24 protein-coding genes are annotated in these 26,239 nt (G+C 71.7%); 7 read left to right on the top strand and 17 right to left on the bottom strand.

From position 1 onward, the window contains the following. Positions 1-9: 9 nt before the first annotated feature. Genes KLK06_RS06920 through KLK06_RS06895 form a run of 6 tightly spaced genes read right to left on the bottom strand, consistent with a single transcriptional unit; the run spans position 10 to position 4,662 of the window. Complete coding sequence (locus KLK06_RS06920; protein ID WP_214634450.1) at positions 10-1,014, bottom strand: zinc-dependent dehydrogenase; 1,005 nt, start codon at positions 1,012-1,014, stop codon at positions 10-12. After that, on the bottom strand, positions 1,011-1,436 hold the full coding sequence (locus tag KLK06_RS06915; RefSeq protein WP_214634449.1) for a PTS sugar transporter subunit IIA: 426 nt from the start codon (positions 1,434-1,436) through the stop codon (positions 1,011-1,013). Before KLK06_RS06915 ends, KLK06_RS06920 begins: the two co-directional genes overlap by 4 nt. Continuing rightward, complete coding sequence (locus KLK06_RS06910) at positions 1,429-1,737, bottom strand: PTS lactose transporter subunit IIB (RefSeq protein WP_214634448.1); 309 nt, start codon at positions 1,735-1,737, stop codon at positions 1,429-1,431. Before KLK06_RS06910 ends, KLK06_RS06915 begins: the two co-directional genes overlap by 8 nt. A 3-nt stretch (positions 1,738-1,740) precedes the next feature. Beyond that, positions 1,741-2,907 (bottom strand): PTS mannitol transporter subunit IICB, encoded by a 1,167-nt coding sequence (gene mtlA / locus KLK06_RS06905; RefSeq protein WP_214634447.1) that lies wholly within the window; start codon positions 2,905-2,907, stop codon positions 1,741-1,743. A gap of 46 nt (positions 2,908-2,953) precedes the next feature. Further along, positions 2,954-3,904, bottom strand: a complete 951-nt coding sequence (gene pfkB, locus KLK06_RS06900) for a 1-phosphofructokinase (protein ID WP_214634446.1) — start codon at positions 3,902-3,904, stop codon at positions 2,954-2,956. Further along, positions 3,901-4,662, bottom strand: coding sequence for a DeoR/GlpR family DNA-binding transcription regulator (locus KLK06_RS06895; protein WP_214634445.1), 762 nt, complete (start codon positions 4,660-4,662; stop codon positions 3,901-3,903). The genes pfkB and KLK06_RS06895 overlap by 4 nt, the downstream gene beginning before the upstream one ends. Positions 4,663-4,750: 88 nt before the next feature. Between KLK06_RS06895 and KLK06_RS06890 the strand changes: the two genes are divergently transcribed. Next, entirely contained in the window at positions 4,751-5,668 is a 918-nt protein-coding gene (locus KLK06_RS06890) for a hypothetical protein (RefSeq protein WP_214634444.1), read from the top strand. On the opposite strand, the gene KLK06_RS06885 is transcribed toward KLK06_RS06890, so the two are convergent. Further along, positions 5,665-6,282: a class I SAM-dependent methyltransferase gene (locus KLK06_RS06885; protein ID WP_250904957.1), complete on the bottom strand. Its 618-nt coding sequence runs from the start codon at positions 6,280-6,282 to the stop codon at positions 5,665-5,667. The two genes, KLK06_RS06890 and KLK06_RS06885, sit on opposite strands and share 4 nt — an antisense overlap. 9 nt (positions 6,283-6,291) lie before the next feature. Here KLK06_RS06885 and KLK06_RS06880 point away from each other — a divergent pair, with 9 nt between their 5' ends. Continuing rightward, positions 6,292-7,155 (top strand): hypothetical protein, encoded by an 864-nt coding sequence (locus tag KLK06_RS06880; RefSeq protein ID WP_214634443.1) that lies wholly within the window; start codon positions 6,292-6,294, stop codon positions 7,153-7,155. Here KLK06_RS06880 and KLK06_RS06875 read toward each other — a convergent pair. From KLK06_RS06875 to def, 3 genes are all read right to left on the bottom strand, one after another. Then, positions 7,124-7,486 (bottom strand): MmcQ/YjbR family DNA-binding protein, encoded by a 363-nt coding sequence (locus KLK06_RS06875; protein ID WP_214634442.1) that lies wholly within the window; start codon positions 7,484-7,486, stop codon positions 7,124-7,126. The two genes, KLK06_RS06880 and KLK06_RS06875, sit on opposite strands and share 32 nt — an antisense overlap. Before the next feature lie 72 nt (positions 7,487-7,558). Next, positions 7,559-8,608 carry a BTAD domain-containing putative transcriptional regulator gene (locus KLK06_RS06870; protein ID WP_214634441.1) on the bottom strand — a complete coding sequence of 350 codons (1,050 nt, stop codon included), beginning with the start codon at positions 8,606-8,608 and terminating at the stop codon, positions 7,559-7,561. Positions 8,609-8,963: 355 nt separating this feature from the next. Then, on the bottom strand, positions 8,964-9,554 hold the full coding sequence (gene def / locus KLK06_RS06865; protein ID WP_250904956.1) for a peptide deformylase: 591 nt from the start codon (positions 9,552-9,554) through the stop codon (positions 8,964-8,966). A gap of 121 nt (positions 9,555-9,675) precedes the next feature. On the opposite strand from def, the gene KLK06_RS06860 reads away from it, so the two are divergent. Continuing rightward, positions 9,676-10,464 (top strand): class I SAM-dependent methyltransferase, encoded by a 789-nt coding sequence (locus KLK06_RS06860; RefSeq protein ID WP_214634440.1) that lies wholly within the window; start codon positions 9,676-9,678, stop codon positions 10,462-10,464. A 30-nt stretch (positions 10,465-10,494) separates the two neighbouring features. On the opposite strand, the gene KLK06_RS06855 is transcribed toward KLK06_RS06860, so the two are convergent. Together KLK06_RS06855 and KLK06_RS06850 are read right to left on the bottom strand one after the other, a co-directional pair. Beyond that, positions 10,495-11,040, bottom strand: coding sequence for a hypothetical protein (locus KLK06_RS06855; RefSeq protein ID WP_214634439.1), 546 nt, complete (start codon positions 11,038-11,040; stop codon positions 10,495-10,497). Positions 11,041-11,051: 11 nt separating this feature from the next. Then, positions 11,052-12,029 carry a hypothetical protein gene (locus KLK06_RS06850; protein WP_214634438.1) on the bottom strand — a complete coding sequence of 326 codons (978 nt, stop codon included), beginning with the start codon at positions 12,027-12,029 and terminating at the stop codon, positions 11,052-11,054. A 138-nt stretch (positions 12,030-12,167) separates the two neighbouring features. Here KLK06_RS06850 and KLK06_RS62230 point away from each other — a divergent pair, with 138 nt between their 5' ends. Continuing rightward, on the top strand, positions 12,168-13,103 hold the full coding sequence (locus KLK06_RS62230) for a GNAT family N-acetyltransferase (protein ID WP_214634437.1): 936 nt from the start codon (positions 12,168-12,170) through the stop codon (positions 13,101-13,103). An 18-nt stretch (positions 13,104-13,121) separates the two neighbouring features. Here KLK06_RS62230 and KLK06_RS06840 read toward each other — a convergent pair whose 3' ends face one another. Genes KLK06_RS06840 through KLK06_RS06830 form a run of 3 tightly spaced genes read right to left on the bottom strand, consistent with a single transcriptional unit; the run spans position 13,122 to position 17,115 of the window. Continuing rightward, positions 13,122-13,874 carry a DNA polymerase beta superfamily protein gene (locus KLK06_RS06840; protein WP_308168128.1) on the bottom strand — a complete coding sequence of 251 codons (753 nt, stop codon included), beginning with the start codon at positions 13,872-13,874 and terminating at the stop codon, positions 13,122-13,124. Then, positions 13,871-14,512: a DNA polymerase beta superfamily protein gene (locus KLK06_RS06835; RefSeq protein WP_214634436.1), complete on the bottom strand. Its 642-nt coding sequence runs from the start codon at positions 14,510-14,512 to the stop codon at positions 13,871-13,873. Before KLK06_RS06835 ends, KLK06_RS06840 begins: the two co-directional genes overlap by 4 nt. Then, a complete protein-coding gene (locus tag KLK06_RS06830; RefSeq protein ID WP_214634435.1) occupies positions 14,509-17,115 on the bottom strand; it encodes an MXAN_6230/SCO0854 family RING domain-containing protein in 2,607 nt (868 codons plus the stop codon). The genes KLK06_RS06835 and KLK06_RS06830 overlap by 4 nt, the downstream gene beginning before the upstream one ends. A gap of 263 nt (positions 17,116-17,378) precedes the next feature. Here KLK06_RS06830 and KLK06_RS06825 point away from each other — a divergent pair, with 263 nt between their 5' ends. The 3 genes from KLK06_RS06825 to KLK06_RS06815 all read left to right on the top strand — a co-directional run bounded on the left by KLK06_RS06825 (position 17,379) and on the right by KLK06_RS06815 (position 24,418). Continuing rightward, positions 17,379-19,253, top strand: coding sequence for an amino acid transporter (locus tag KLK06_RS06825; RefSeq protein WP_250905087.1), 1,875 nt, complete (start codon positions 17,379-17,381; stop codon positions 19,251-19,253). 186 nt (positions 19,254-19,439) lie between these two features. After that, positions 19,440-21,293 carry a propionyl-CoA synthetase gene (locus KLK06_RS06820; RefSeq protein WP_214634434.1) on the top strand — a complete coding sequence of 618 codons (1,854 nt, stop codon included), beginning with the start codon at positions 19,440-19,442 and terminating at the stop codon, positions 21,291-21,293. Positions 21,294-21,370: 77 nt separating this feature from the next. Continuing rightward, positions 21,371-24,418 (top strand): NACHT domain-containing NTPase, encoded by a 3,048-nt coding sequence (locus KLK06_RS06815; RefSeq protein WP_214634433.1) that lies wholly within the window; start codon positions 21,371-21,373, stop codon positions 24,416-24,418. On the opposite strand, the gene KLK06_RS06810 is transcribed toward KLK06_RS06815, so the two are convergent. Beyond that, entirely contained in the window at positions 24,415-25,569 is a 1,155-nt protein-coding gene (locus KLK06_RS06810) for a cell wall metabolism sensor histidine kinase WalK (RefSeq protein ID WP_214634432.1), read from the bottom strand. The two genes, KLK06_RS06815 and KLK06_RS06810, sit on opposite strands and share 4 nt — an antisense overlap. Next, the gene (locus KLK06_RS06805) at positions 25,566-26,222 is read right to left on the bottom strand and encodes a response regulator transcription factor (RefSeq protein WP_214634431.1); all 657 of its coding nucleotides are present in this window, start codon (positions 26,220-26,222) and stop codon (positions 25,566-25,568) included. The genes KLK06_RS06810 and KLK06_RS06805 overlap by 4 nt, the downstream gene beginning before the upstream one ends. Positions 26,223-26,239: the final 17 nt, after the last annotated feature.

The raw sequence follows: 26,239 nt of genomic DNA, 5'->3' as shown, positions 1-26,239 counted from the left end.
AAACCCTCCTCAGGGCTCGATCGTGACCTTGATGGCCGCGCCCCGGCTGACGAGGTCGATCCCGTCGAGCACCTGGGAGAGCGGCAGCCGGTGGGTGATCAGGTCCGCCACCGGCACCAGACCTTCGGCGATCAGCCGGAGGGCCTCGGCGTTGTGCGCGGGGCTGGAGCCGTTCGCGCCGACGATGGTCAGCTCGCGGTAGTGCACCAGGTTCGAGTCCAGGGCGATGATCGGGGCGTCCTTGGGCAGGCCGCCGAAGAAGCTGATCCTCGCCTGCCGGGCCGCCATCCGCAGGGCCTGTTCCTGGGCCGCGCCGGACGCCGCCGCTGTGATCACCACGTCGGCGCCGCGGCCACCGGTCAGCTTGAGCACCTGGTCCACCGCGTCGGTGTCGACGACCGCGTCCGGGCGTACCAGATCCGCCGCCATCGCGAGGCGCTCGGCGTTCACGTCGACCAGGAACACCCGCGCGGCGCCGCGTGCCCGGGCCAGTCGTACGTGCAGGCAGCCGATCGGGCCCGCGCCCATGACGACCACGTCGTCGCCCGCGCCGACCCGCGCCAGCGACTGGCCGTTCAGTACGCAGGCGAGCGGCTCGGCCACCGACGCCTCGGCGAACCCGACGCCGGGCGGGATGGCGTTGACGCCGTCCACGGCGCGCACTTTCGCCGGGATCACCATGTACTCGGCGAAACCGCCGTCGTAGTGGTAACCCATGGACTCCTGGTTCGGGCAGACGGTGCGGCGGCCACGGCGGCACTCCTCGCAGGTGCCGCACGGGATCGCCGCGATCACCTGTACGCGTTCGCCCGTGCCGACCACCTCGCCGGCGATCTCGTGGCCCATCACCCGGGGCGGGCGGATGTGGTGGTGGCCGTGCTTGAAGATCTTCACGTCGGTGCCGCACGTCGAGCAGTTGCGTACCCGGATCTTCAGCTCGCCGGGACCGGCGACCGGCTCCGGCGCGTCCTCCACGCGGATGTCCCCTGGGGCGTGGAATCGGGCGACTTTCACGTCAGCTCCTTCATCACTTGGCCGACCTCCGTCGCCTCGCGGAGTGTTCTGGCGCGTTCGGGGTCGAGCAGGATGTCGGCGAGCGCCGCCAGCAGCTGGACGTGCCCGTCGTCCTTCGCGGCGATGCCGACGCAGAGGGTGACCGGCTCGCCGCCCCAGTCGACGCCGCCCGGGAAGCGCACGACGCAGATCGCGTCGTGCCGGACGACCTCCTTGGCCGCGGCGGTGCCGTGCGGGATGGCCACGCCCTCGCCGACGTAGGTGGAGATCGACTGCTCGCGCTCGAGCATGGCGTCGATGTACGGCTCGGCGACCGCGCCCACGTCCACCAGGGCGCGCCCGCACCTCCTGATCGCCTCGTCCCGGTCGGCCGCGCTTTCGTGCAGGAGGACGGCACGCGGATCGAGCAGGTTGTCACGCATCGACCGTGCCACCGTTCTTGATGGTGGCGACCAGCTTCGTCACGGCCGGGTCGCCGAGGAAGATCTGGAACGGCACCAGCACCTTGTCCGGCGCCGAGACCCGGGCCCTGGCGGCCAGCCCGGAGTGGCAGACCACCACGTCGGCGTCGGCCGGGATCTCGTTCACCGGGGTGTGCTCCACCGTGACGCCGGTGCCCTTGAGCTGCTTGCGGAGCTGGCTGGCGAGCATGACGCTGCTGCCCATGCCCGCGTCGCAGGCCACGATGATCTTGTGAATGTCCTTGCTGTCGATGCTGGCCATGGTTCACGCCTCCTTGGCGACGGGCTGGGCCTGGGTCTCACGCGCGTTCTCGCCGGTCTCCTCGACGCGATCCGCCGGAGGTTCGGCGGCGGCCTCCGGGGTGTCCTCCGGTGGTTCCTCCTTCTCGCCCCGGCCGAAGCCGAGCAGGAGCGAGGAGACCGCGAACGACACGGCCGTGGCGACGACGATGCCGGCGATCACGCCGAGCCAGCCGCCCTTCGGGGTCACCGCCATGTAGGCGAAGATGCTGCCCGGCGAAGGCGTCGCCACCAGTCCGGCACCGGTGATCATGAAGGTGAACACGCCGGCCGCGCCGCCCGCGATGACCCCGAGGATGAGACGCGGCTTCATCAGGACGTACGGGAAGTAGATCTCGTGGATCCCGCCGAAGAAGTGGATGATCATCGCGGCGGGCGTGCTCGGGCGCAGCGGGCGCGGGCCGAACAGCAGGAACGCGATGAGCAGGCCGAGCCCGGGGCCCGGGTTCGACTCCAGCATGAACAGGATCGACTTGCCCTGCTTGACGGACTCGGCGACGCCGAGCGGCCCGAGCACGCCGTGGTTGACCGCGTTGTTCAGGAACAGCACCTTGGCCGGCTCGATCAGGACCGACGCGATGGGCAGCAGGTTGTTGACGATGAGCCACTCGACCGCGTTGCCCGCGGCCGTGGTCACGACGCGGACGACCGGGCCGATGACCCACATCCCCACGATGGCCATGACGGCGCCGACGATGCCCGCGGTGAAGTTGTCGACGAGCATCTCGAAGCCGGACTTGGTCCGATCCTCCGTGAACTTGTCCACATATTTCAGGATCAGGGCGGTGAGCGGGCCGATGATCATGGCGCCGAGGAACATCGGGATGTCCGAACCCACGATCACCCCCATCGCCGCGACCGCGCCCACCACCGCGCCGCGTTGCCCATGGACCATCCGGCCGCCGGTGTAGGCGATGAGGATAGGCAGCAGCATCTTGATGATCGGGTCGACCATCGCGGCCAGCGTCGCGTTCGGCAGCCAGCCGGTGGGGATGAACAGCGCGGTGATCAGCCCCCAGGCGATGAACGCGCCGATGTTCGGCATGATCATGCCGGCCAGGTGGCCGCCGATGCGCTGGATGGTGGCCTTGACGCCGGTCCCGTAGACCGGCGGTGTGTAGGTTTCGGCCATTGGACGTGCTCCTTCGGGGGGATGAGCAGGTGCCGGTATGTCGAAGTCAGGTGGGGTCGGCGGGGGCTTCCAGGGGGCGGGTCAGGAGGGGCGGGCCGGTGCGGACGCCGTCGCGGCGGATGTCGGCCGGGCCCGGCATCCGGCTGCCCGGCAGGCAGACCGCCGCCGCGCCCCAGGCCAGCGCCTCGACCAGCGCTTCCTCGCCGGTCGCGCCACCGGCGAGGAAGCCCGCCAGCATGGCGTCCCCGGCTCCGACCGAGCTGCGCGGCTCCGTCACCGTGGCGTGGCCGTACCAGATGCCGTTGTCCTGGACGAGCACCGCGCCGTCGGCGCCGAGGCTGGCCAGCACCGTGCGCGCGCCCGCCGCCCGGAGCTTGCCGGCGGCCTCCACCACGTCGCCGACGCAGCGGATCGGCATGCCGGTGGCGTGGGCGAGTTCGTCCAGGTTCGGCTTGACGAGGGCGGGGCCGGCGGCGAGCGCGCTGGCGAGCGCCGGGCCGCTGGTGTCGACGGCGACGTGGATGCCCGCCCCGGCGAACCGGCGGCAGAGCCTGGCGTAGACGTCGGCGGGCACCTGCGGCGGCAGGCTGCCGGAGGCCACCACCCAGTCGGCCTCGTGCGCGGCGGCCAGCACGGCGTCGGCGATCGTGTCGAGCTCGCCGGGGGACAGGGCGGTACCGGGTTCGTTGATCTTGGTGATGGTGCCGTCGGGCTCGGCCAGGGTGACGTTCGAGCGGGTCGTGCCGGTCACCGGGACCGTCACCATGTCGAGCCCTTCGAGGGCGAGCAGGCGGACGAGCTGCCTGCCCTCGTCACCGCCGAACGGCACCACGGCCCGCGACGCCACCGCGTTGGCGAGCAGGGCGCGGGAGACGTTCACGCCCTTGCCGCCGGGGTCCAGACGGGCGGCGGCGGCCCGGATGACGGCGCCCCGGTCGAGCGAGGCGATCCCGATCGTGCGGTCCAGGCTGGGGTTGAGCGTCAGCGTGAGGATCATGCGCGGACCACCTCCGGACCGGCGGCGGACAGCTCGGCGGCCAGCGCGAGGTCGAGGCCCGTGTCGGTGATCACCACGTCGATCTCGTTCAGCTCGGCGAAGCTCGCGAGGTAGGTGTTGGTGAACTTGGTGTGATCGGCCAGCAGCACGCTACGCTCCGCGGCCGTCACCATCGCCCGCTTGATCGCCGCCTCCGCCGGATCCGGCGTGGTCAGGCCCTTGGCGACCGAGCAGCCGTTCGTCGCCATGAAGGCCACGTCCACGTGCAGCTGGGACAGTGGCCGCAGCGCCCAGTCGTCCACGGTGGCCAGCGTCCGGCCGCGCACCCGGCCGCCGAGCATGATGACGCTCAGGTTGGCGCGGGTGGCCAGCACGGTCGCCAGCGGCGGCGAGTTGACCACGACCGTGAGCTCCCGGTCGGCGGGCAGGATCGGCACCAGGCGGCCGGTGGTGCTGCCCGCGTCGATAATGACCGAGCCGTCCTCCGGCAACTCGGCCAGGGCGGCCTTGGCGATGCGCTCCTTCTCCGCGGTCATCACCTCGTCGCGGGTGGCGAGCGCGGGCTCGAACCCCATCCGCTCCACGGGAATCGCGCCGCCGTGCACCCGGCGCAGCACGCCCGCCCGCTCCAGCACGGTCAGGTCGCGGCGGATCGTCTCGGTGGTCACGTCGAGCTCGCCGGCCAGCGACACCACGTCGACACGGCCCGCGGCCCGGGCCCTGCGAAGGATCTCCTGCTGCCGCTCCTCGGCGTACATGATGTTGATTCACCGCCGTTTCAGTGTGGTTTCCTCTGTGTTTATACCCGATTCTGTTGGAAGGTCAAGACTCTGGTAGGTATGTCGGATGCGAACCAAGCCCTGGGCCGCCATCGCGGCAGCCGTCCCCCTCGCAGCCGTATGCGTCGCCGGGCCCTCGGCCTCCGCCGCGTCGTCCGGCCCCCGTACGGCCCAGCCGCCGGCCGTGCCGGCCGGAACCACGGCCTCGTGGCTGGTCTACGACAGGAAGGCCGGGAAGTTCGTCGCCACCCGCAACGCGCATCGCAAGTTCCGCTCGGCCTCGGTCGTCAAGCTCCTGATCGCCATCGACTACCTGGAGAAGCGCAAGACCGTCCCGGCGAACGACGCCCGGCTGCTCAAGGTCATGCTGCGCTCCAGCGACGACCACGCGGCCACCACGTTCTGGAACCGTGACGGCAAGGGCGCGATCGTCGAGCGGATGGCGCGCCGGCTCGGGCTGTCCGACACCGCGCCGCCGCCCGCGGCCATGCCCGGGTTCTGGGGCTACACGTCACTGAGCGCGTACGACATCGTGCGTACGTACCGCTACCTGCTCGACACGGCGGCGCCCCGGGTGCGGGACACGATTCTGGGGCACCTGCGCAACTCCACGCCGTGCGGCACCGACGGATTCGACCAGTACTTCGGCATCCCGCGCGCGGTGCCCAAGCCGTGGGCGGTCAAGCAGGGCTGGTCGGGGTTCGGCGACGTCGCGCCCACCAAGTGCGGCACCGGGGCCGCCGCGAACCCGGTCCCGCTGCGGGCGCCCGGGGCCGACCTGTCGATCAGCGGGGTCGCGTCGCGGGCCACCGGGTCCGGCGTGCCCGACTACGGCCGTCCCGTGCTGCACACCACGGGCCTGCTGGGCAAGGACGACCGGTTCATCATGGCCGTGCTCACGGCCCACCCCGCGGGCGGCACCTGGAGCTCCTCCGTCAAGCGCGTCACGCAGCTGACCCAGGGCCTCTACAAGAGTGTGTCCTAAAGGAAGGTGAACATCCGCACGCCCGGCTCCAGCGGCCTGGGCGGACCGGCGTAGCGGTGCACGCCGACGCCGTAGCGGCCGTCGCTGTCCAGGCTTACCCGCTCGAACCCGTCCTCCTCGAACCAGTCGCAGATCGCCGGCAACAGGTCGGGCGCGTGCCGGCCCCTGGTCCAGATCACGGTCGCGCCGGGCGCGCAGAGCCGGGGCAGCGTGGCGACCGTACGCCGGACGTCGGCGTCGCTGACGTTGCCGAAGATCCCGCAGGCGAGAACCAGATCGGCGGGTACGGCGCCCACGTAGGCGTCGGTCAGCGCGGCGTCGCCGCACACCACCTCGACGCCGCCGGGCGCGGCGCGCTCGGCGATCCGGGCGTTGTCCTCGTCGAGCTCCACCAGCCTGGCGCGTACGCGGTCCCGGCGGGGGTGGGCGGCCAGCACGGGCAGCAGGTCGCGGCCCTGCCCGGCGCACAGGCTCACCACCCGTTCGGCGCCCGCGTCGAGCGCCAGCCGGACGTGTTCGCGGACCACGGCCAGGCGTCTGGCCAGAGAGGAGCCGGGCGTGTCGTAGTGGTCGTGCCAGGTATTCCAGTCGCGCTCGGCCATGAGCACGATCATGCTTGTCCGATGGGCGATGAATCAACAGCTTTGCGGCGGGTGCTGCGGCAGGCGGGCGGTCCCGAGATCCTCGACGTGCTGGCCGAGCGGCTCTCCGGCGCCGACCTCACCACGCTGCTGCTCGAGGTCATGCGGGTCAGGGCGCGTGCTCTGGCGCCGGCCGACGTGCTCCGCCGCTACACCAGTGACCGGTTCGTGGGGCCGTCCGTGGTGCCGTTCGAGCGCCTGCGCCGGGCCGAGGACGCGGTGCTGTCGGTCGTACCGGCCGGCTTCGAGCTGGTCACGCTGTCACCCGTCGCGCCGCTCGGCGCGCACTCGGCGCCGGCCACCGTGGACCAGAACAAGGTGATCAGCACGATCAGGAACACCGAGGTCGCGGCCGACCCGACGAACGCCCTAGCCCTGGAGGCGGCCGTCCGGCGGCGCGGCTCGCCCGGCCCGGTCCGGCTGGCCGCCTTCCAGCGCGTGGTGCGGGCGCAGCAGTTCGCGGGCGCGGGCGCGTACGCGCATTTCGGCCTGTTCGCGCTGGTGTCGGCCGACCGCGACACCGGCAACCTGGCGTTCGAACGCCGTCACCTGGCCGAGCACCTGCGCCTGCTGACGGACGCCGTCCGGGCCTGCGGCATCGCCGAGCCGGAGGTCCGCGTCACCGTCCTCGACCCCCGCTTCGCGCACGTGTCGGCCGGGCTGGACGCGACGGACGACCCGGGACGGGAGTCCGGGCGCGGCTACTACTCGGGGCTGTGCTTCAAGATCTACGCGGACGGCGTGGAACTGGGCGACGGGGGCTTCGTCGACTGGACGGCCCGCCTGCTCGGCAACCGCAAGGAACGCCTGCTGATCAGCGGACTCGGTGTGGACCGGCTGAGCTGATGTAGGCGGCGTAGACCTTCTTCGGGACCGCCAGCCGCCACGCCTCGATGACCAGCTCCCGCATCTCGTCGGCGTCGATGGCGGCCATCCGCGCCACGACCCAGTTGAACCGCAGGTCGGACTCGCGCGGCAGTTGGAACTTGTCGGGCTCGGCCGCCACCAGGGCGGCCCGCTCCTCCTTGGGGAAGCCGAAGCCCATGAGGGTCTCGTCATGCGAGAAGGCCACGTAGACGATCGAGCCGACGCGGAACTTGACGCGGTCCCTGATGAGATGCTCCGACGAACGCGGGAGCGTGCTCGCCAGCCGCCGCACGTCCTCCACCGTGATCACGCCCCCACGGTAGTGGGTCCGCGCGCTCACCGCCTCAGACCGTCGGCGACCCGGAGCCGGCGATCGCGGTGATCACCACCGTGGTCGTCTCCGCCTCGGCGGCCAAAGCGGCCAGATCGCTCGCCCGCCCGACGAACACGGGCACGTCGGCGGGCAACTGCCGCGGGGCGCGGGGCTTTCCCGGTCCGTGTCCGGTACGACCCGCGCCGTCTCCACCGCGAGGGCGTCGGCGGCCCGGGCCAGCACGGCCTGTTCCGTGCCGTCCAGTTCCAGGGCCTCCGCCAGCAACTGGACGGAGGAGTCGCGTGGCGTGGCGCCGTTCTCCCAGCGGCGTACCGTCCGGGCATTCAGGCCGGCACGTTCGGCCAGTTGCTCCTGCGTCAGCCATGCCCGCTTGCGCCATGCCCGCAGCAGCGCCCCGAACGCGGGCGCGTCCTCCGGCAGGTTCCTCTGCTCTCGATGGGGCTCTCGGGCCCCGGCCGGTTCTTCGCGGCCTCGCCGGCCGGCTCCGGGGTGCTCTTCGCCCTGGTAGCGGCCCGTGAGCATGGTCTGGTGGAGCCGGCGCAGCTCGGCGGTCAAGGCCCGCAGTTCCACGGTCAGCTCGGCGGCCTTGCCCAGCTTGGCGTCGATGTCGATGCGGCGTTCGAGGACATGAAGGCGTTGCTCGGTGATGGGCGGGACGTCGATCCGGTGGAGCGTCTCGGATTCCACGTCGGCGCACACCGGGCCGCGCCACAGCCGCAGGGCGTCGTGGAGGAGCCGGCCTTTCAGCGTGGGCGCCTTAGCCTGGTCGGCCGCCCAGACCAGCTCCTGGAATTGGAGGAGATCGAGCTGCTCGGGCCGCAGCCGGGCGACATAGCCGCCCGGCTCGGTGAGGATCAAGGGGCCCAGGTCCAGGCTCCGGCGCAGGCGCGCGAGGTTGGTCTGCAGGGCCCGGAGCGGCTGGTTCGGCGGCCGGTGGCCCCACAGGCGTTCGGTGAGGAGGTCGAGCGGGACGATCTGGTTGGGCCGGAGCAGGAGCGTCGCGAGCAGAGTCCGGATCTTGCCACCCGGGACGGAGATCGTCGTCCCGTCGCGATCCACCTGTAAGGGGCCCAGCACCGAGAACCGTACAGCGGTCACAGCACTTGTCTCCTATGCGTCATCGATGCGCGCGCCCGAGTGATGTTCCGCGGCGATTCGCTGCGCGCTGGACCGTATGGCGCGATCCGCGGCTGCGCGGCCGGAGCCGGGCGCGTCGTGCTTCCTACTTGAGCAGGTTCAGGCACGACGAGGAGATTGTCGTCGTCTCATGGGCGACGCGGGCGGTACGCCTTCTGACGTAGCTCTCGTCAGGCCGGCAGCACGCCGAGTGTGAAAGGAGATGTCTGTCATGACCTCGACTCTGGCCAGCCGGCCATTGCCTATCGAGATCCTTCGAGTGACGTGTCCAGAATCTTGGGAGTCTGGTCCGACAGGACCGGGGTGGCGGGGGCCGTTACGGCGTCTGGTGGGCCGTTGACGAGCCCAGCCCCACGGGGCGGGACTGCTCGTACGCCGCCAGGACCTGCTTGCGGCGCTTGGCCGGCAGACGGTCGATGTAGAGGTAGCCGTCGAGGTGGTCCGTCTCGTGCTGGAGGCAGCGGGACAGCATGCCGGTGCCCTCGACGGTGACCGGCGCGCCCTCGGCGTCGAAGCCGTGCACGGTGGCGTGGTCGGGGCGGGGGAGCGGGGCGTACTGGCCCAGGACCGACAGGCAGCCCTCCTCGCCCGCGTCGAGGTGCCGTTCGCCGAGTCCGGGCAGGTCGAGCGTCGGGTTGACCACGACGCCCTTGTGCCGGTCGCCGTTCTCGTCGGGGCAGTCGTACACGAACACCCGCAGCGGCACGCCGATCTGGTTGGCGGCCAGGCCCACGCCCTCGGCCGCGTACATGCTCGCGAACATGTCGTCCACCAGCGCCGCCAGTGCCCCGTCGAACCGGGTGACCGGCTCGCAGGGCGCGTGCAGCACCGGGTCTCCCACCTGAACGATCGGCCGGACCTCTCCCACGACCAGTGCCCTCTCCGGATGCGCAATGTGTCGCGACAAAGTCTACGAGCGTCAACGACATGATCAGTACCAGATTGCGCCCATATAATGAGACATATCTTCTTGCATGATGAGATTGAGGCTAATGTCGGTGTCATTGACGCGAGACGAAGGAGTTTCGATGGACGCCGTCTACACCCATGGCCATCACGAGTCCGTACTGCGCTCCCACCGGTGGCGCACCGCCGAGAACTCGGCCGCGTACCTGCTGCCCCACCTCAAGCCGCAGATGAAGCTGCTGGACGTGGGCGCCGGGCCCGGTACCATCACGGCCGACCTGGCGGGCCGGGTCAGGCACGTGACGGCGTCCGAGGTGACCGAGGAGGCGCTGGAGCTGACCAGGGCCGGGGTGGGAGCAGCGGGCAACGTGGAGTTCGCCGTCGCCGACGTGCACGCGCTGGACTATGCCGACGCCACGTTCTGCGTCGTCCACGCCCACCAGGTGCTCCAGCACGTCGGCGACCCCGTACGGGCGCTGCGTGAGATGCGGCGGGTGACCAAGCCGGGCGGACTGGTGGCGGCGCGTGACAGCGACTACGCCACGTTCGCCTGGTACCCGCTGCTGCCGGAGCTCGACGAGTGGCTGGCGCTGTATCAGCGGGTCGCGCGGAGCAACGGGGGCGAGCCGGACGCCGGGCGGCGCCTGCTGTCGTGGGCCAGGGCCGCGGGCTTCGACGACGTCACCGCCACCTCGTCCACCTGGTGCTTCGCCACGCCGGAAGACCGGGCCTGGTGGGGCGGGATGTGGGCCGACCGGGTCAGGCAGTCAGCCATGGCCGAGCAGGCGCTCGCCACGGGCGCCGCCACGGAGGACGATCTGCGGCGCATCTCCGAGGGCTGGCTGACGTGGGCCGCGGCGGACGACGGCTGGCTGTCGATCACGCACGGCGAGATCCTCTGCCGCGTTTGACGCCCTCAAGGCCGAAGGCGCGGGCCAAGGCTAAAGGCTGGAGGTGCGGGCCCACTGGGGATCGCGGTAGAGGACCACGTCGGCGCCGTCCAGCAGCTCGTCCGGAGCCGACAGCATGGTGATCTCGCCCGCCGCCTGGAGTCGCAGCAGCAGGTCGCGGACTCGTGGCCCCACCGGCAGCCGGCCGGGCGGGAGGCCGAGGCCCGACCTGACCGTGTCCGCGACCTCCGACAGGTGGAACGGACCGGCGAACTCCGCCACCACACCCCGCACCAGGCTCATGGTGATCACCTGTTCGGCCTCGGCGTGGGCCAGCTCCCAGACGATCTGCTCCTTGCGGCGGCCCGTGGCCACGCAGGCCGTGCAGGAGCGCATCAGGCCGGGCGAGAGGCCGGGCAGGATGCCGGGCGCCAGTCCGGGCAGCACCGGCTGCTCGGCCGAGCCGAGGCAGGCGGTGCACTGGTTGGTCTCGGAGGCGTGCAGCTCGGCCGACATGAGGTCGGGCAGGTCGGCGTCGCAGTCGCAGGAGTACGCGCCGAGCGTGCCGAGCCGCGGGGTGATCGTGTGATTCGTCATCGTCGAAGACTCTACCCGCGGGCGTCCATCAGGCCGTGCCGGCGCAGCGCCTTGCGGGCCGCCGCCACCACGCGCTCGTCCGGATGGTGATCGATGAACACCAGCAGCACCCGTTCCGTCCAGGGATGGTCGCCGAGGGCCAGCAGGGCGATCGTGCTCGCCTGCTCGTCCTTCTCCATGCCCTGGGAGACCGACTTGATGACCTCGGCCGTCTCCCCACCGAACTCCAGCAGCGCCGCGGCCATGTCCACGAACGCCCACGCGATCTCCTCGGGCGTCGGGGGCCGTTCCTCGCGGCCCAGCCGGGCGGCCACGACGGCGCCCAGCTTCGGCTCGCCGAGCAGCCCGTCGAGCACCCGCGTGCCCTCGTCGCCGAGTCCCGTGGCGAGCAGTTCCACGCCGACCGCCCGGCTCAGCGGGCTCGCCTCGACGAGCGCGGCCGCGATCTCGGCCGCCGCCTCGTCCCGATCCCGGCTGGTCAGCCAGCCGGCGAGCTCCTCGTCGCGTTCCGGCTCGGGGTAGGAGCGCAGGCCGTGCAGCAGCGCGCCGGCGTCCCGGCCGGCCAGCGAGCCCATGACCGGGATGTCCTGGCCGGTCGCCGTGCCGATCACCAGCCCGGCGGCCCAGAGGCCGAGCGGGGTCAGGGTGTGCGGTGGCGCCTGCCGTATCAGGCCGAGGTCCGTCAGGACGGCGGGCACCTCGTCGGTCAGCGGGCCGCCGCCCAGGAAGAGGCGTACCACCTCCATGAACAGCGCCTCGTCGGTGCCCAGCGTGCGGCGGCAGGCGTCCGCCCACACCTGGAGCACCTTGTCGTCGGAGCCGTCACGCAAGATCTCGACCGTATCCGGCGGGAACGCCGGGTCGGTGGCTTCGCCGGTCAGCAGGCCGGTCGCCAGGGGAGTCTCTCGTACGGCCGCCACCAGTTCGCCGTCGGACGGCAGCCGGATGGGAGGCTGGAGCGGAAGCGTGTCTTCTTCGTTGGAGCCCACGTCCTTATCCTGTCGGAACTCGCACCACATTTGCGATAAAGTCCCACACACCGCGAAAAGTCCGGAAGAAGGGAGGCGTTGAGATGATCCGTATTTTCCGGGCGCTCCACGCGTCCGCTTCAACTCTTCGGAGGAACCGTGCTTTTCCGCTCCACGGTCGAGGCTGACCTCGACCTGCTGCTCGACTGCGCCGTCGACGAGCCCATCAGCTGGGCCGACCCCGACCGGCTGCTCCCCTTCCTCAAGAACGGCCAGTACCACCACGACCGCATCTGGGTCGCGGAACAGGACGGCCAGATCCTCGCCCGCGCCGTCTGGTGGGGCTTCCCCGACGGCGACCGCCCGCTCGCGCTCGACTGCCTCTGGGTCCACCCGTCGGTGCCCGACCGCGTCGGACTGGCCGCCGACCTGCTGCGACACGCCCACGAGAAGTACGGCGACGCGCCCGCCTATCACGTGTTCGTGGTGAACGGCTGGCGGGACGACCCGGACATCACCGCCGCCATCGCCTGGCGGTGGCAGGCCGGGGCGGGAGCCGGACTGACCGACGAGCTCGAACGGCTCCGGTACGAATGGACCCGCGGCACGCCGGTGCCGGCGGCGTCGGGCCGGCTGGTGTTCCGGGCGGAGGCCGACGACGAGGCGTTCGTCGAGGCGTTCCGCCGCGTGGCCGTCGGCACGCTCGACCACCACACCCAGCAGGCCCTGGCCACGACCGACCCCGAGGCCCAGGCCCGCGAGGACATAGCCGACTACCGGAGCATGCCCGGCGACCGGGACTGGTGGCGCCTGGCGTACACGCCGGACGGCGACCTCGCCGGCGTGGCGCTGCCGTCGGCCAACGGCGGCGGGCCCGTCGTCGCCTACCTCGGCGTGGTGCCCGAGCATCGCGGCCACGGCTACGCCGACGACCTGCTCGGCGAGATCACCCGGACGCACGCCGAACGCGGCGCCGACCGGATCGTCGCCGACACCGACGCCGTGAACGTCCCGATGGCCAGGGCCTTCGAGCGGGCCGGCTACCGGAACTTCGCCGTCAGACTCGTCCTGTCGGCGCCGCCCGCGAACGCCTGACCCGGTTCGGTATCCCGCTCACACGGTGGCGAGGCGGGCCCGGACCACCAGGTCGTGCATGGCGTTCCTGACCGTGGCGGCCTCCGGCAGCGGTGAGGAGTCCCTGGCCGCCTCCAGCGTGGCGGTCAGGGAGGCCACGTCGTCGCCCGCCGCGGTGATCGCGGGCGCGCGGCCGTGTTCGGCGTCCCGCTTGGCGGCCACCAGGTCCGGCACGTACGCCGGGACGTATCCGAACAGGTGCGTCAGATCGGCGTCCAGCTCCCCGGTGCGCATCAGGTGGATGCCGGTGGCCAGGACGCGGAAGGTGTAGAGCAGCGGCTTGAGCTCCCCGTTCTTCTCGAACAGCCGCCACTGCGTGCGCGCGAACCCCAGATAGTGATGGGCGTGGTGCCGCGTCAGGCAGCCGGGCGCGAGCGCCGTCAGCTCCTCGTGCAGCGCGGAGGAGGACACGACCAAGGGGGAGAGGAGCTGCTCCAGGACGTAGCCGTTGCGGTTCAGCAGCAGCCCGCAGAACTTGGCCAGGTCGTGCGTGACCAGGTCCACCTCGACGCGGTCGCGCGTCCAGGTCCGGTCGAGGGTCGCCGGGCCCGTGCGCAGGCCGACGACCTCACGCAGCGGCAGCACGTGCACGCCCCGCAGGTCCACGTCCGAGTCGGCCGAGGGGAAGCCGTAGAGATGCGCGCCGCTCACCGTGGCGAACACCAGCGGGTACGGCTGCTCGCCGGGGATCTCCGGGAGCCAGGCAGGAAGGTTCGCTGTCGGCAGGTTCACTGTAGGTGGGCCCTCCGTACGGCCATGAGGTACTTCTCGACGGACTCCCGGTCCGGCGCCTCCGGCAGGACGCTTGGCGCCTCGGCCAGGTCGGTGGTCAGCTCGGCCCGCCAGGCGGCCACCTCCGTCCACGCCACCTCGCCCCGCTTGATCGCCAGCAGCCGGTCGCGGTAGGCGCCCATCTGGACCAGGGGCTCGCCGTGGCGTACCAGATGCAGACCGCTCAGCAGCAGCCTGATCATGTGCATCGCCTGCTTCCACTTCGGCGCGGCCGGGTCGAGGCGGCGGAACTGGGCGTCGGCGTAACCGATGAACGTCTGGTGCGCCCGCTGGGACAGGAACGCCCCGCGCAGGTCGCGCAGCCGCTCGCCCTCCGGCGTGAGCACCTCCGTGAGGGAAGACCACAGGCACTCCAGCACCGTGGGGTTCGCGTCGAGGGCGAGGCCGCAGAACCGCTCGACCTCCCACGAGAACTGCTCCGGCAGCGGCCCGTCGCGGTGCGTCACCGGCTTGGTCAGCCGCCAGAACTCCTTCGTCGGCGCCACGAACACGCCGCGCCGGTCGGTGTCGGAGTCGCCGGTGTCCAGACCGTATGCCCGCGACCCCACCACCACAGAAAGGATCAGATCATCGCTCACGCGGACACCTTCCCAGGATCGGGGGACAGATCGCTCAGCAGGTCGGCCGCCCCGAGCAGCCGCACGTCGCCGAGGCCGTCCGGGTGCAGCGCGTACGTCGCGCAGCCGCTGGGCAGGGGCACATCGCCGTGGATGAGCAGGGCGAGCTCCACCCCGTCGAACGACGCGGGCTGCGCGACCGCGGGGGCGTCGGCGCGGGCGATCAGGCGGGCGGCGAACGCGGCCGTGTCCTCGCCGGGGCGCCGCTCGTAGCGGACCAGCGAGCCGTCGTGGCGCCGCACCAGCACCTCGGCCGCTCGCGCGGCGGCGTGCCAGCAGCCCACCTCCCACAGCGTCACCCGGTGGGTGAACGCCTGCTCGAGCGCCGCGCCCAGCAGGCCCAGCTCGGCGGCGCTGCCGTCCACACTGTGCCCGTAGCCGACGGCCGACAGGTTGAAGTCCGCCCAGCGCATCGTCCGCGTCCACAGGTCGGCCACCAGCGGGACCAGGATCTTGGCCTGCCCCGTCAGATCGAAGCGCTGCCGCACCGCCAGCGGGTCGAACAGCCCCTCCGGCTGCTCCATGAACCCGGCGAACCCGCGTGCCAGCTCCTCGAACGGCACGTCGTTGTAGCTGAACACGACCGGCACCAGGTAGCGGCCGCGCAACGCCCGTACGTGCACGTCGATGAACTCCGAGGCCCCCAGCGGCTCCGGTGCCGACGTCAGGTCGCCGGAGTGCGTGACGGCCTTGCCCAGCCGCAGGTGCGTGTAGTCGCACAGCCCGACGAACTCCCAGCGCTCGTCGAAGACCGCCACGGACAGGTCGAGGTCCACCCGGGTGCCCTTCGGCTGGGCCCAGTGGAGGAAGAACCGGAGCCGGGCGCCGCCGGGGATGGGCTGGGTGCTGCCGCGCGGCAGCCGTACCAGCGCCTTGACCGCCGTCCGCTCGGACGTCGGCGCGATCAGGTCGGTCAGCCCCTCGTCCAGCAGCACCCGGCGCAGCGCGGGGAGCTCGCCGGTGCGGCGCAGCAGTTCGGCGGCCAGCGTCCGCTCGGCGGTCAGCACGACCTCGTCCGGCAGGGGCGGCCGGTCGTCGGGCCGGGTGTGGAAGCGCGCCGTGCCACCGCGCGGCAGGAACAGCCGCAGCCCGCCGGGCGGCGTCCGCAGTTGCCCGAGCGTGGCGATGAGCACACCGGGCGCGACCTGCGCCGCCACCCGCGCCAACCCACCCGCCTCGACCGGGGCACCGCCGGGCACCAGGGTCTCCAGCGGGTCCGGGTCGGCGGGGATCATGGTCTCCAGCAGGTCCGGGGAGAGGCGGAGCAGGTGCGACAGCCGCCGCATCAGCTCGCCGGGCCGGTGGGCCAGCAGGTCGACCGCGTCGGCATGGCGACCGTCGGTCAGGGCCGCCTCCACGCGGCCGGCGAACGACGTCGCCCGCACCCGCCCGTCACGCACCCGCAGCCCCGGCCGATGCGCGGCCAGCTCCAGCAGGGTCCGGCCGAACGCCGTCTCCGGGTCGAGCCGGGTGCCGCGCAGCGCGGCGAAGGCCAGCGCGGCGTTCGGGTAGCGGGCGTGGTGCTCATGGGGGTGCAGCACCTCGGCCATGCGCTTCCACTGCTCGCCGTACCGGAGCAGGTCCTCGATCGCGTACGGCATGGCGTCCAGGCACGACAGCAGGATCCGGCGGACGGCACGTGGCAGCGACACCCGGCGCTGCGGGCGGATCCGCAGCCCCGGGTCGGCGTCCATCAGCACGTACAGCAGGCGCAGCACGTCCGTGGCCGTCTCCAGATGGCTGCGCAGCAGCTCGGGGGCGCCTCGGCGGAGCGCGATGGCGAGCACGACGGCCCGCGTCTCCTTGACCGGGATGGTCTCCGGCACCCACGCGCCCGCCGCCGGCCAGAACCCCACCAGCAGCGCCTCCAGGTCGGCTCGGTCGTGCGGCGGCATGGGAGTGCGGCGGTTCATCAGGTCCACGGCCAGGTCACGGCAGCTCGCCGCCGGGTCGTCCGCGAGACGCAGCAGACCGGTCGCCGTGACGGCGTCGCGGTCCACGATCTCCTGCTCCTTCGACGGGAGCAGGAACGGGTCGTCCAGGTCGATACGGCGATGGCAGATGGGGCAGGCGCTGAAGTCGGCCCCGTCCCAGCACGAACGGCACACTAGGTGCGCGCACGGCGACACGGCGTGGACGGTGCCGACGTTCCCGCACAGGACGCACGGCCGGTGCGGCTCCTGCAGCAGCAGGGAGAACACCCGCCGCACGTAGAAGTCATGGGTGTCGGCGGGGACGGTGTTCGGAAACCCCCGGAAAAGGGGTACGTGCGTGACGGCCGCGCCCACCTCGGCCCGCAGGAAGTGCAGCAGCCGCCGCCCGGCCCGCACCAGCTCCTCCATGGACAGCGCCGCCAGCGCCTGATACAGGTCCGCCGACACCAGGAAGCCGAGCTGCAGCAGCTCGAACTCCAGCGCCGCCACCCCGGTCGGCACGTCGGCCCGCCTCATGGTCAGGCGCTTGGGCAGCTTGCCGACGGGTTCGGGCGTGCGCGGATCGGCGGCCAGCAGCGCGGGCGCGACCAGCCGCGTACGGCGGAGCAGGATCTCGCCGGAACCGTTCATCAAGCCAACCCCCCAGAACTGATGAGAGGTCGCGCGGCGACACCGCGCGACCTCTTTGAGGTGGAGAGCGGGCACGCTGAGTTCATTTTAAGTGAATGAGAAGGAAGCACACCCAAAGAGCCACCCTGGTGAATCACCGTACCGGGATGAATCAAGAAATGTCCCATGATTTTCCGGTCCGGTAGGGCCCGGCATGCGCGAGAGCCGCTCCGATGGATAGGGTCTCCGGATCCGACCAGGAGAGAAGGGGCCGACCGGTGACCATGCGGAGCTGGCTGCTACACGGGCTGCAGCCGACGTCCGGGATGCACGACGAACATCCCGGCAAGCGTCACTCCTGGTGGCAGGTCATGTGCCTCACAGGTGTCGACTACTTCTCCACCCTCGGCTACCAGCCGGGCATCGCCGCGCTGGCGGCGGGCGCGCTGTCGCCGATCGCCACGCTCATGCTGGTGGCGCTGACGCTGTTCGGCGCGCTGCCCACCTACCGCAGGGTGGCGGAGGAGAGCCCCAACGGCATGGGCTCCATCGCCATGCTCGAACGGCTGCTGCCGAGCTGGTGGGGCAAGCTGCTGGTGCTGGTGCTGCTCGGGTTCGTGGCGACGGCGTTCATCTTCACGATCACGCTGTCGGCCTCCGACGCGACCGCCCACATCCTGCAGAACCCGTTCTTCCCGGACGCGCTCGCCGGTCAGCAGGTGCCCATCACGCTGCTGCTCATCGCCGCGCTCGGCGCGATCTTCCTGCGCGGGTTCAGCGAGGCCATCGGCCTGGCCATCGCGCTGGTGGCCGTCTATCTGGCCCTGAACGTGGTCGTCATCGGCACCGCCGTCGCCCAGGTGATGTCCCACCCGGAGCTGGTGGGCGACTGGCAGGACGCCCTCACCGCCGGGCACTCCAGCCCCCTCGCGATGATCGCGCTGTCCGCCGTCGCGCTGCCCAAGCTGGCGCTCGGCATGTCCGGGTTCGAGACGGGCGTCGCCGTGATGCCGCAGATCGAGGGCGAGCTCGAACAGCGCATCAAGGGCGCCAAGCGGCTGCTCACCACGGCCGCGTTGATCATGAGCGTGTTCCTGGTGTTCAGCGGGTTCGCGACGGCGGTGCTGATCCCGCACAAGGAGTTCGAGGAGGGCGGGCAGGCGGCCGGGCGCGCCCTGGCGTACCTGGCGCATCACTACCTGGGCGACTGGTTCGGCACCCTCTACGACGTCAGCACCATCGCCATCCTCTGGTTCGCCGGCGCGTCGGCGCTGACGGGCCTGCTCAACATCGTGCCGCGCTACCTGCCCCGCTACGGCATGGCACCCGACTGGGCGCGGGCCGTACGACCGCTGGTGCTGGTGTTCACTGGGATCTCGTTCGTCATCACCATCGTGTTCGGCGCGAACGTCGAGTCGCAGGGCGGCGCCTACGCCACCGGCGTGCTCGCGCTGATCCTGTCGGCCGCGGTCGCCGTCACCATCTCGGTCGCGCGCGCCGGGCGGCGGGGCACGGCGGTGGCGTTCGGCCTCATCTCGGTCATCCTCGCCTACACCTTCGCCGCCAACGTGATCGAACGCCCCGACGGCCTGTCGATCGCGGTGTTCTTCGTCATCGCGATCATCGTGACCTCGATCATCTCCCGCGCCACGCGCTCCACCGAACTGCGGGTGACGGGGCTGACACTCGACGCGGAGGCCAAGCGGCTCATCGACGGGCTGCCGCCGGGCGACCTGCGCATCATCGCCAACGAGCCCGACGCGCGCGACGAGGCCGAGTACGCCGAGAAGGACCGCGAGACGCGCCAATATCACCACCTGCCCGACGACGAGCCGATGCTGTTCCTGGAGGTCACGCTCGGCGACACGTCGGAGTTCGAGTCCGAGGTGGTCGTCCGGGGCGAGGAGCGTCACGGGTACGGGGTGCTGACCGTGCGGAGCGCGGCGGTGGCCAACACGATCGCCGCGATCCTGCTGTATCTCCGCGACACGACCGGCCGCCGTCCCCACGTGTACTTCCACTGGGCGGAGGGCAATCCGGTGTGGGCGCTGCTGAGATACCTGCTGTTCGGCGGGGGAGACGTGCCGCCGCTCACGCGGGAGGTCCTGCGCCTGGCCGAGCCGGAGCCCGGCCGCCGGCCTCAGGTGCACGTTGGCTGATCTTTTACCACCAGATGATCTGTTACGGCACGGCCGCACCCACCGCCACCCGCCGCACGGGGCGGGCGGCCTCCAGGAACACGGCCGCTGAACCCGCACGGGGCCGGGCGCCGTTACGCGCGTCTTCTTGGCCATGGCTTCCGTTTGTGCTTGCCATCGGGGGTGGGGCGCTGATCTGATCGAGAGGTGACCTACGACACGGTTTACCGGCGCAGCCTCGACGAGCCCGAGGCCTTCTGGAGCGAGGCCGCTGAGGGGATCGACTGGGACGTCATTCCCACGACCGTGTTCGACGACGGGCGCTGGTTCGTCGACGGGCGACTGAACACCTGTCACAACGCCGTCGATCGGCACGTGGCCGGCGGCCGGGGTGAGCAGACCGCCCTGATCTACGACAGCCCGGTGACCGGGGTCGTGCGGCGCTACAGCTACGCCGAGCTGCTCGACTCCGTGGCCCGGACCGCCGGGATGCTGCGGGATCTCGGCGTCGTCGCCGGGGACACCGTGGTGATCTACCTGCCCATGGTGCCCGAGGCGGTGATCGGGATGCTGGCCTGCGCCCGGCTCGGCGCCGTGCACTCCGTGGTGTTCGGCGGGTTCGCCGCCAATGAGCTAGCCGTACGGATCGATCACGCCAAGCCCAAGGTGGTGCTCTCCGCCTCCTGCGGGATCGAGCCGACCCGGATCGTGCCGTACAAGCCGCTGCTCGACGCCGCCCTCGAGCAGGCCGGGCATCGGCCGGCGCGCTGCGTGATCCTTCAGCGGCCCGAGTCGCCCGCCGGCCTCGTCAAGGGGCGGGATCTGGACTGGGCCGAGGCCGTGCGCGACGCGGCGCCGGCCGGGTGCGTGAGCTTGGCCGCCACCGATCCGCTCTACATCCTCTACACCTCCGGCACCACCGGCGTGCCCAAGGGGGTCGTGCGGGACAACGGCGGGCATGCCGTCGCGCTGCACTGGAGCATGTCCCACGTCTATGGCGCGGCGCCGGGCGAGGTCTACTGGGCGGCCTCCGACGTGGGGTGGGTGGTCGGCCACTCCTACATCGTCTACGCGCCGCTGCTGGCCGGGTGCACGACCGTGCTGTACGAGGGGAAGCCGGTCGGGACGCCCGATCCGGGGGCGTTCTGGCGGGTGGTGGCCACGCACGGGGTACGGACGCTGTTCACCGCGCCGACCGCGCTCCGAGCCATCAAAAAAGACGACCCATCCGGAAATTTCGCGCAAAAGTGGGATTTGTCGGGACTGCGGTACCTCTTCATGGCCGGGGAGCGGCTCGACCCCGACACCTACCACTGGGCCTCCGAGCTGCTCGGGATCCCGGTCATCGACCACTGGTGGCAGACCGAGACCGGCTGGCCGATCGCCGCCAACTGCGTCGGCATCGAGCCGCTGCCGATCAAGCCGGGCTCGCCGACCAAGCCCGTACCCGGCTGGGACGTGCGCGTGCTGGACCCGGCGGGCGAGGAGTGCCCGCCCGGAGTGGAGGGCGCGGTGGCGATCAGGCTGCCCCTGCCGCCCGGCGCGCTGCCGACGCTCTACCGCGACGACGCCCGCTTCACCGAGTCGTACCTGTCCCGCTATCCCGGCCACTACCTGACCGGCGACGGCGGCTTCCTCGACGGCGACGGCTACCTGTTCGTCATGGGGCGCATCGACGACGTCATCAACGTCGCGGGCCACCGGCTGTCCACGGGTGCGATGGAGGAGGTCATCGCGGCCCACCCGGACGTGGCCGAGTGCGCGGTGATCGGCGTCGACGACGAGCTGAAGGGGCAGCTCCCGGTCGGCTTCGTGGTGCTCAAGGCGGGCGCCGACCGTCACCCCGCCGACGTCGAGCGTGAGCTGACGGCCATGGTCCGCGACCGCATCGGCCCGGTCGCCGCCTTCCGCCGCGCCGTGGTCGTGTCCCGCCTGCCCAAGACCCGGTCCGGCAAGATCCTGCGCGCCACCATGCGGGACATCGCGGCCGGACGCGACTACCGCGCCCCTTCCACGATCGAGGACCCGGCGGCCCTGACGGAGATCGCCGACGCCCTCTGAGTCCGATCCTGCTAAACCCTCCCTGAGGGCGATGGAACGCGACATGATGGGAATTCCCACGCTCTTCGGAGACCGTGATGACGGAGACCCTGAGCTACGCCGACGCTCTGAAGATCCTCGGCTGCAAGGACAGCAGGCTCGTCAAGGTGGTCGACTTCGCCGCGACGGCCGCCCTGACCGGATGGGCGCTCGCCGGCGGCGCCGACCTGGCGCTGGGCCTGCGCGATCTGCAGGAGGACGCCGTCCGCTACGGCAACGACGTGGTGCGGCGCGTGCCCGAATGGCGCAGCGGCGCCGGCCGGTTCGCCCGCACTCAGCGGCTGGCCGCCGTCCACGCCGTGGTGATCGTCTCGGCCTACTTCGAGGCGCTCGGCCGGGCCAGCCTGCCGTTCGGGCTGGACCGGCTCGATCGGGACCGCGCGGCCGGCGGCACCCGCGCGGCGGCGTTCGCCGGACTGGTGGAGACCTTACTCACCGAGCCGCTGCCCAGGCCGGAGCCGCACCGCCCCTACGCCGAGACCCGCGAGGCGGTCGAGCACCACTACCGGCGGATGTCGGAGGCCGTGGCGGTGTATGTGCGGGAGGTGGCGGCGTGGGAGGAGCTCTCGGCCGACGAACGCCTCCGCGTCCCCGTGCTGCTCGTGGAGGGGCCGTCGGCGCACGCCCTGCGGATCTACGACGAGGACTACCGCTCGCTCACCCTGGACAGCCCCGAGTTCCGCATGTGGAGCCTGGTCACCGAGACGCAGACGTTCGCCCCGGGACTGTCGCGCGTGGCGCGGCTGCTGGCGGAGCTGGCGCCGCCCCGCGTGGGCGACCGGCCGATGATCCACCTGGTCAGGCTGGCCGCCGCCGCGCTCGACCAGTCGCTCATGGCCGTCGGCAAGGCGCCGGACGACGTCACGCTGCCGCTGCTCGGCGAGGGGTACATCAGCCCCCGGTGCAAGGTCGCGGAGATGACGGGCGAGTCCGCGCCGGCCGTGAAGAGCTGGTGGAAGAGCCGGCTGGAACTGACCGACGCGGAGGCGTTCCTGGTGGGGCACCTCACCTCGCCGCACGCCACCCAGGCGCCCCTGGTCGTGCTGGGCGAGCCGGGGTCGGGGAAGACCAAGCTGACCGAGGTGCTCGCGGCCCGGCTGGCCGCCTCGGAGTTCCTGCCGATCAAGGTGGAGCTGCGCGACGTCGCCGCCGAGTCGTCGGTGATCTCGCAGATCGAGCAGGGCATTTCCCCCGTACTCCCAGAGAAGGTGAGATATCAGGAGCTGGTGGAGGCGGCGGAGGGGATGCTGCCCGTCGTCATGCTCGACGGATTCGACGAGCTGCTCCAGGCCGCCGACACCAACCGCTACGACTACCTGGAACAGGTCCAGGAGTTCCAGGACGAGCAGTCCAGGCTCGGCCGGCCCGTCGCGGTGATCGTGACCAGCCGGACCGTCGTGGCCGACCGGGTCAGGTTCCCTCAGGGCGTGCTCACGCTCGAACTCCAGCCGTTCGAGAAGGAGCAGGTCCGCCAGTGGCTGGAGATCTGGGCGGAGACCAACCGTCCCGTCCTGTCCAGGCGCGGCAGGACGCCGCTGCCCGCCGACGTCGCGCTGGCCCAGGGTGAGCTGGCCAGGCAGCCGCTGCTCCTGCTGCTGCTGGCCATCCACGACGCCGCCGACAACGCGTTGCAGCGCGACGAGGCGGTTCTCGGCCGCGGTCAGCTCTACGAGTCGCTGATCAGGGGCGTCGCGGACCGCGAGATCGTCAAGAACCCCGAGGCGCGGGCGCTGCCGGCCGCCCGCCGGCGCAGGCTGGTGGACCGGGAGCTGGTGCGGCTCGGGGCCGTGGCGCTGTCGATGTTCGTGCGTGGCCGGGCGGTCGTCTCGGAGGCCGCCCTCGACCGGGACCTGCCCGCCCTGTGCGGGGCGCCGGGCGACGAGCAGAAGAACGAGGGCGGCTGGGCGCGGCGGGCGACCGAGCGCTTCTTCTTCGTGCACGCCCACGATGCGGGTGACACGCGGGCCTACGAGTTCCTGCACGCCACCTTCGGTGAGTTCCTGGTGGCCTGGCTGGCGGTGTACGCCCTGCGCGACCTGGTCAGGCGGCACGGCCGCGACGAGGATCTGGCCGGCCAACTGGTCGACGACGACCTGCTCCACGCCGTCACGTCGTTCTCCTGCCTGGCCGAGCGGGGGCCGACGGTCGGGTTCGCCATGGAACTGCTGGGCGCGCTGCCGGCCGAGGTCCGGGCCAGGAGCGTGACGCTGCTCAGCGCGCTGCTGCGCGAGTCGCTCCACGAGCGCCCGCGCCGCTCCTTCCTCGCCTTCCGCCCGGTGCGGCATCCCGTGCCGCGCCGCCTGGCCGCCTATTCGGCCAACCTCACCCTCCTGGTGGTGGCCGCGTCGGACAAACCGGTCAGCGTCTCGGAGCTGCTCCAGGACTCGGGGGACTTCGCCCGGTGGAGCTCGTACGCGCATCTGTGGAAGAGCCAGCTCGGCGGGGAGGGCTGGACCGGCCTCATCGGCGCCCTGCCCGCGCGCAGGGTGGTGGACGGCGGCAAGCGTGACATCCGGCTCGGCGGGAGCGCCGAGTCGTGGGAGTTCGAGGGGGCGGGCTGGTGGTTCGGCCGGATGGGGCCCGTGGCGCGCACCAGGACGCTGGGCCGCTACAGGTCGTACGCCCTGGAGGAACGGCCCTACCTGCTCAACGTCGACGCCGACCTGCTGACCGACTCGCTGCACGCCGACGACGAGGCGCACCCGAGCCTGATCGTCGTGCAGCGGACGTCCGGGCAGGTGGTGAGCTGCACCCGCCTGGTCGAGGAGGTGCTGATGAACCGCCCGTCGAGCGCCGAGGCGCGCGTCGCGCTCTACGCCGACGCGATCGCCGCGGTCACCGCCTTCCACACGCTCAGGAGCCGGCGGCTGCTCGACCTGGTGCTGCGGGCCCTCACCCTGGAGGGCCCGGCCATGCCCTTCCAGGACCGGGCCGGGATACTCGGCGGGCTGGCCGAGGACGGCGTCGACCCCGCGCTGTGGCGGCCGCTGCTGGAGTCGATGTTCTTCGAGCGCTCCGACAGCTGGGAGATCCTCCTCCGGGCGGGCGTCCCGGAGGCGGTCATGCGCGAGGCGCGCACGCCCTAAGCGGCCGACCGGTCCACGGGCAGCTCGATCGTGATCGTCAGACCGCCTTCGTCACGCGGCCGGGCGACGACCGTGCCGCGGTGGGCCTCGGTGATGACGCGCACGATCGACAGGCCGAGGCCGCTGCCCCGGTCGGAGCGCAGCCGGTCGCCGTGCAGCCGCCGGAACGGCTCGAAGATCGTCTCGATCTCGTACGGCGGCACGTGCAGGCCCGTGTTGGCCACGACCAGCTCCACCTGCTCGGCGCGCCGCCGGGTGGTCACCCACACCTCGCCCTTGGGCTGGTTGTGCCTGATCGCGTTCTCCACCAGGTTCTGGACGAGCCGCTCCACCAGCACCGCCTCGCCGGTCGTCGGCGCGGAGTCCAGCAGCCGGTGGATCGTCACGTCCCGCCCGGCCGCCTCCGCCGCCGCCTGGTCCAGTACGTGCTCGGCCACGTCCGTCAGGTCGAACGGGCGCCGGTCCAGCACCGCCTGCTCGCCCTCGGCCAGCGCCAGCAGGCCGTCGATGAGCCGCTCGTTACGGGCGTTGACCAGCAGCAGCGACTCGCCGAGCCGCTTGACGTCGTCGGTCGCGTCGGGCCGCCGCACCGCCACGTCGACCAGCGTCCTGTTGATGGTCAGCGGGGTGCGCAGCTCGTGGGAGGCGTTGGCGACGAAGCGCCGCTGGCTGTCGAAGGAGCGGGCGAGGCGGCCGAGCATGGTGTCGAAGATGCCGGTCAGCTCCTTGAGCTCGTCGCTCGGCCCCTCGTAGTCGATCCGGTCGGTCAGGTCGTGGCTCTGGGCGACCCGGCGCGCGGTCTCGGTGACCGACTTGACCGGGCGCAGCACCCACCCGGCCCCGCGCCAGCCCAGGGCGAACGCGGCGGCGGTGGCCCCCAGCACCGCGAGTGCGCCGATGGTGCGCACGCTGGACAGGGTGTCGCGCTGGTAGACGGTGCGGACCTGGAGCACCCGGCTGCGCGCGACCTCGTAGTAGTCGTCGTACCTGCTGAACCGCCGAAAGTCCACGTTGATGTTCGGAGGGGTGACGAGGTCGGCGCGGTACTCGAGGTTCTGCCGCACGATGAAGTAGACGCCCGTCAGCAGCAGGCCGCCGAGAACGAAGAACACCCCGGCACAGGCCAGGGCGAAACGGAGACGGACCGTCATGAGATGCGATACCCCGATCCCGGCACGGTCTCGATGACCTGCGGGTCCCCGAGCTTCTTGCGCAGCTTCATCATCGTGGTCCGCACCGTGTTCGTGAACGGGTCGATGTGCTCGTCCCACACCTTCTCCAGCAGCTCCTCGGCCGAGACCACCGCGCCCTGCGCCCGCAGCAGCTCGGCCAGCACCCCGAACTCCTTGCGCGCCAGCGGCACATAGCGGCCCTCCCGGAACACCTGCCGGTGCGCCCAGTCCAGCCGCAGCCCGGCGCGTTCCAGCATCGGCGGGTCGGCCCGCCTGGCCCGGCGGCCGAGGGCGTGCACCCGCGCCACCAGCTCCTCGAACGCGAACGGCTTGGGCAGGTAGTCGTCGGCCCCCAGCGACAGCCCCGCCACCCTCGACCGCACGTCCCCGGCGGCGGTCAGCATCAGGACCCTGACCGGCCACCCCCGCTCGACCACCGCCCGGCACACCTCGTCGCCGTGCAGCAGCGGCAGGTCCCGGTCCAGGATCAGCACGTCGTAGTCGTGCACGCTCAGCCGCTCCAGTGCCCCGTCGCCGTCGTAGGCCACATCGACGGCCAGCGCCTCGCCCCGCAGCCCCTCGGCGATCGAGTCGGCCAGCATGCGCTCGTCCTCCGCGACCAGCACCCGCAATGTCGCCCCCTGTGAAG

The organism is Nonomuraea sp. NEAU-A123, from assembly GCF_018603905.1.
Classification (GTDB): domain Bacteria; phylum Actinomycetota; class Actinomycetes; order Streptosporangiales; family Streptosporangiaceae; genus Nonomuraea.
This window is presented reverse-complemented; position numbering and strand designations above follow the sequence as displayed.

Bases quoted from the DNA above. Each gene is read 5' to 3' on its own strand.
- KLK06_RS06915 (WP_214634449.1), bottom strand. From the start codon at position 1,436: ATGCGTGACAACCTGCTCGATCCGCGTGCCGTCCTCCTGCACGAAAGC.
- KLK06_RS06910 (WP_214634448.1), bottom strand. From the start codon at position 1,737: ATGGCCAGCATCGACAGCAAGGACATTCACAAGATCATCGTGGCCTGC.
- mtlA (WP_214634447.1), bottom strand. From the start codon at position 2,907: ATGGCCGAAACCTACACACCGCCGGTCTACGGGACCGGCGTCAAGGCC.
- pfkB (WP_214634446.1), bottom strand. From the start codon at position 3,904: ATGATCCTCACGCTGACGCTCAACCCCAGCCTGGACCGCACGATCGGG.
- KLK06_RS06895 (WP_214634445.1), bottom strand. From the start codon at position 4,662: ATGTACGCCGAGGAGCGGCAGCAGGAGATCCTTCGCAGGGCCCGGGCC.
- KLK06_RS06890 (WP_214634444.1), top strand. From the start codon at position 4,751: ATGCGAACCAAGCCCTGGGCCGCCATCGCGGCAGCCGTCCCCCTCGCA.
- KLK06_RS06885 (WP_250904957.1), bottom strand. From the start codon at position 6,282: ATGATCGTGCTCATGGCCGAGCGCGACTGGAATACCTGGCACGACCAC.
- KLK06_RS06880 (WP_214634443.1), top strand. From the start codon at position 6,292: ATGGGCGATGAATCAACAGCTTTGCGGCGGGTGCTGCGGCAGGCGGGC.
- KLK06_RS06860 (WP_214634440.1), top strand. From the start codon at position 9,676: ATGGACGCCGTCTACACCCATGGCCATCACGAGTCCGTACTGCGCTCC.
- KLK06_RS06855 (WP_214634439.1), bottom strand. From the start codon at position 11,040: ATGACGAATCACACGATCACCCCGCGGCTCGGCACGCTCGGCGCGTAC.
- KLK06_RS06830 (WP_214634435.1), bottom strand. From the start codon at position 17,115: ATGAACGGTTCCGGCGAGATCCTGCTCCGCCGTACGCGGCTGGTCGCG.
- KLK06_RS06825 (WP_250905087.1), top strand. From the start codon at position 17,379: ATGCGGAGCTGGCTGCTACACGGGCTGCAGCCGACGTCCGGGATGCAC.
- KLK06_RS06815 (WP_214634433.1), top strand. From the start codon at position 21,371: ATGACGGAGACCCTGAGCTACGCCGACGCTCTGAAGATCCTCGGCTGC.
- KLK06_RS06810 (WP_214634432.1), bottom strand. From the start codon at position 25,569: ATGACGGTCCGTCTCCGTTTCGCCCTGGCCTGTGCCGGGGTGTTCTTC.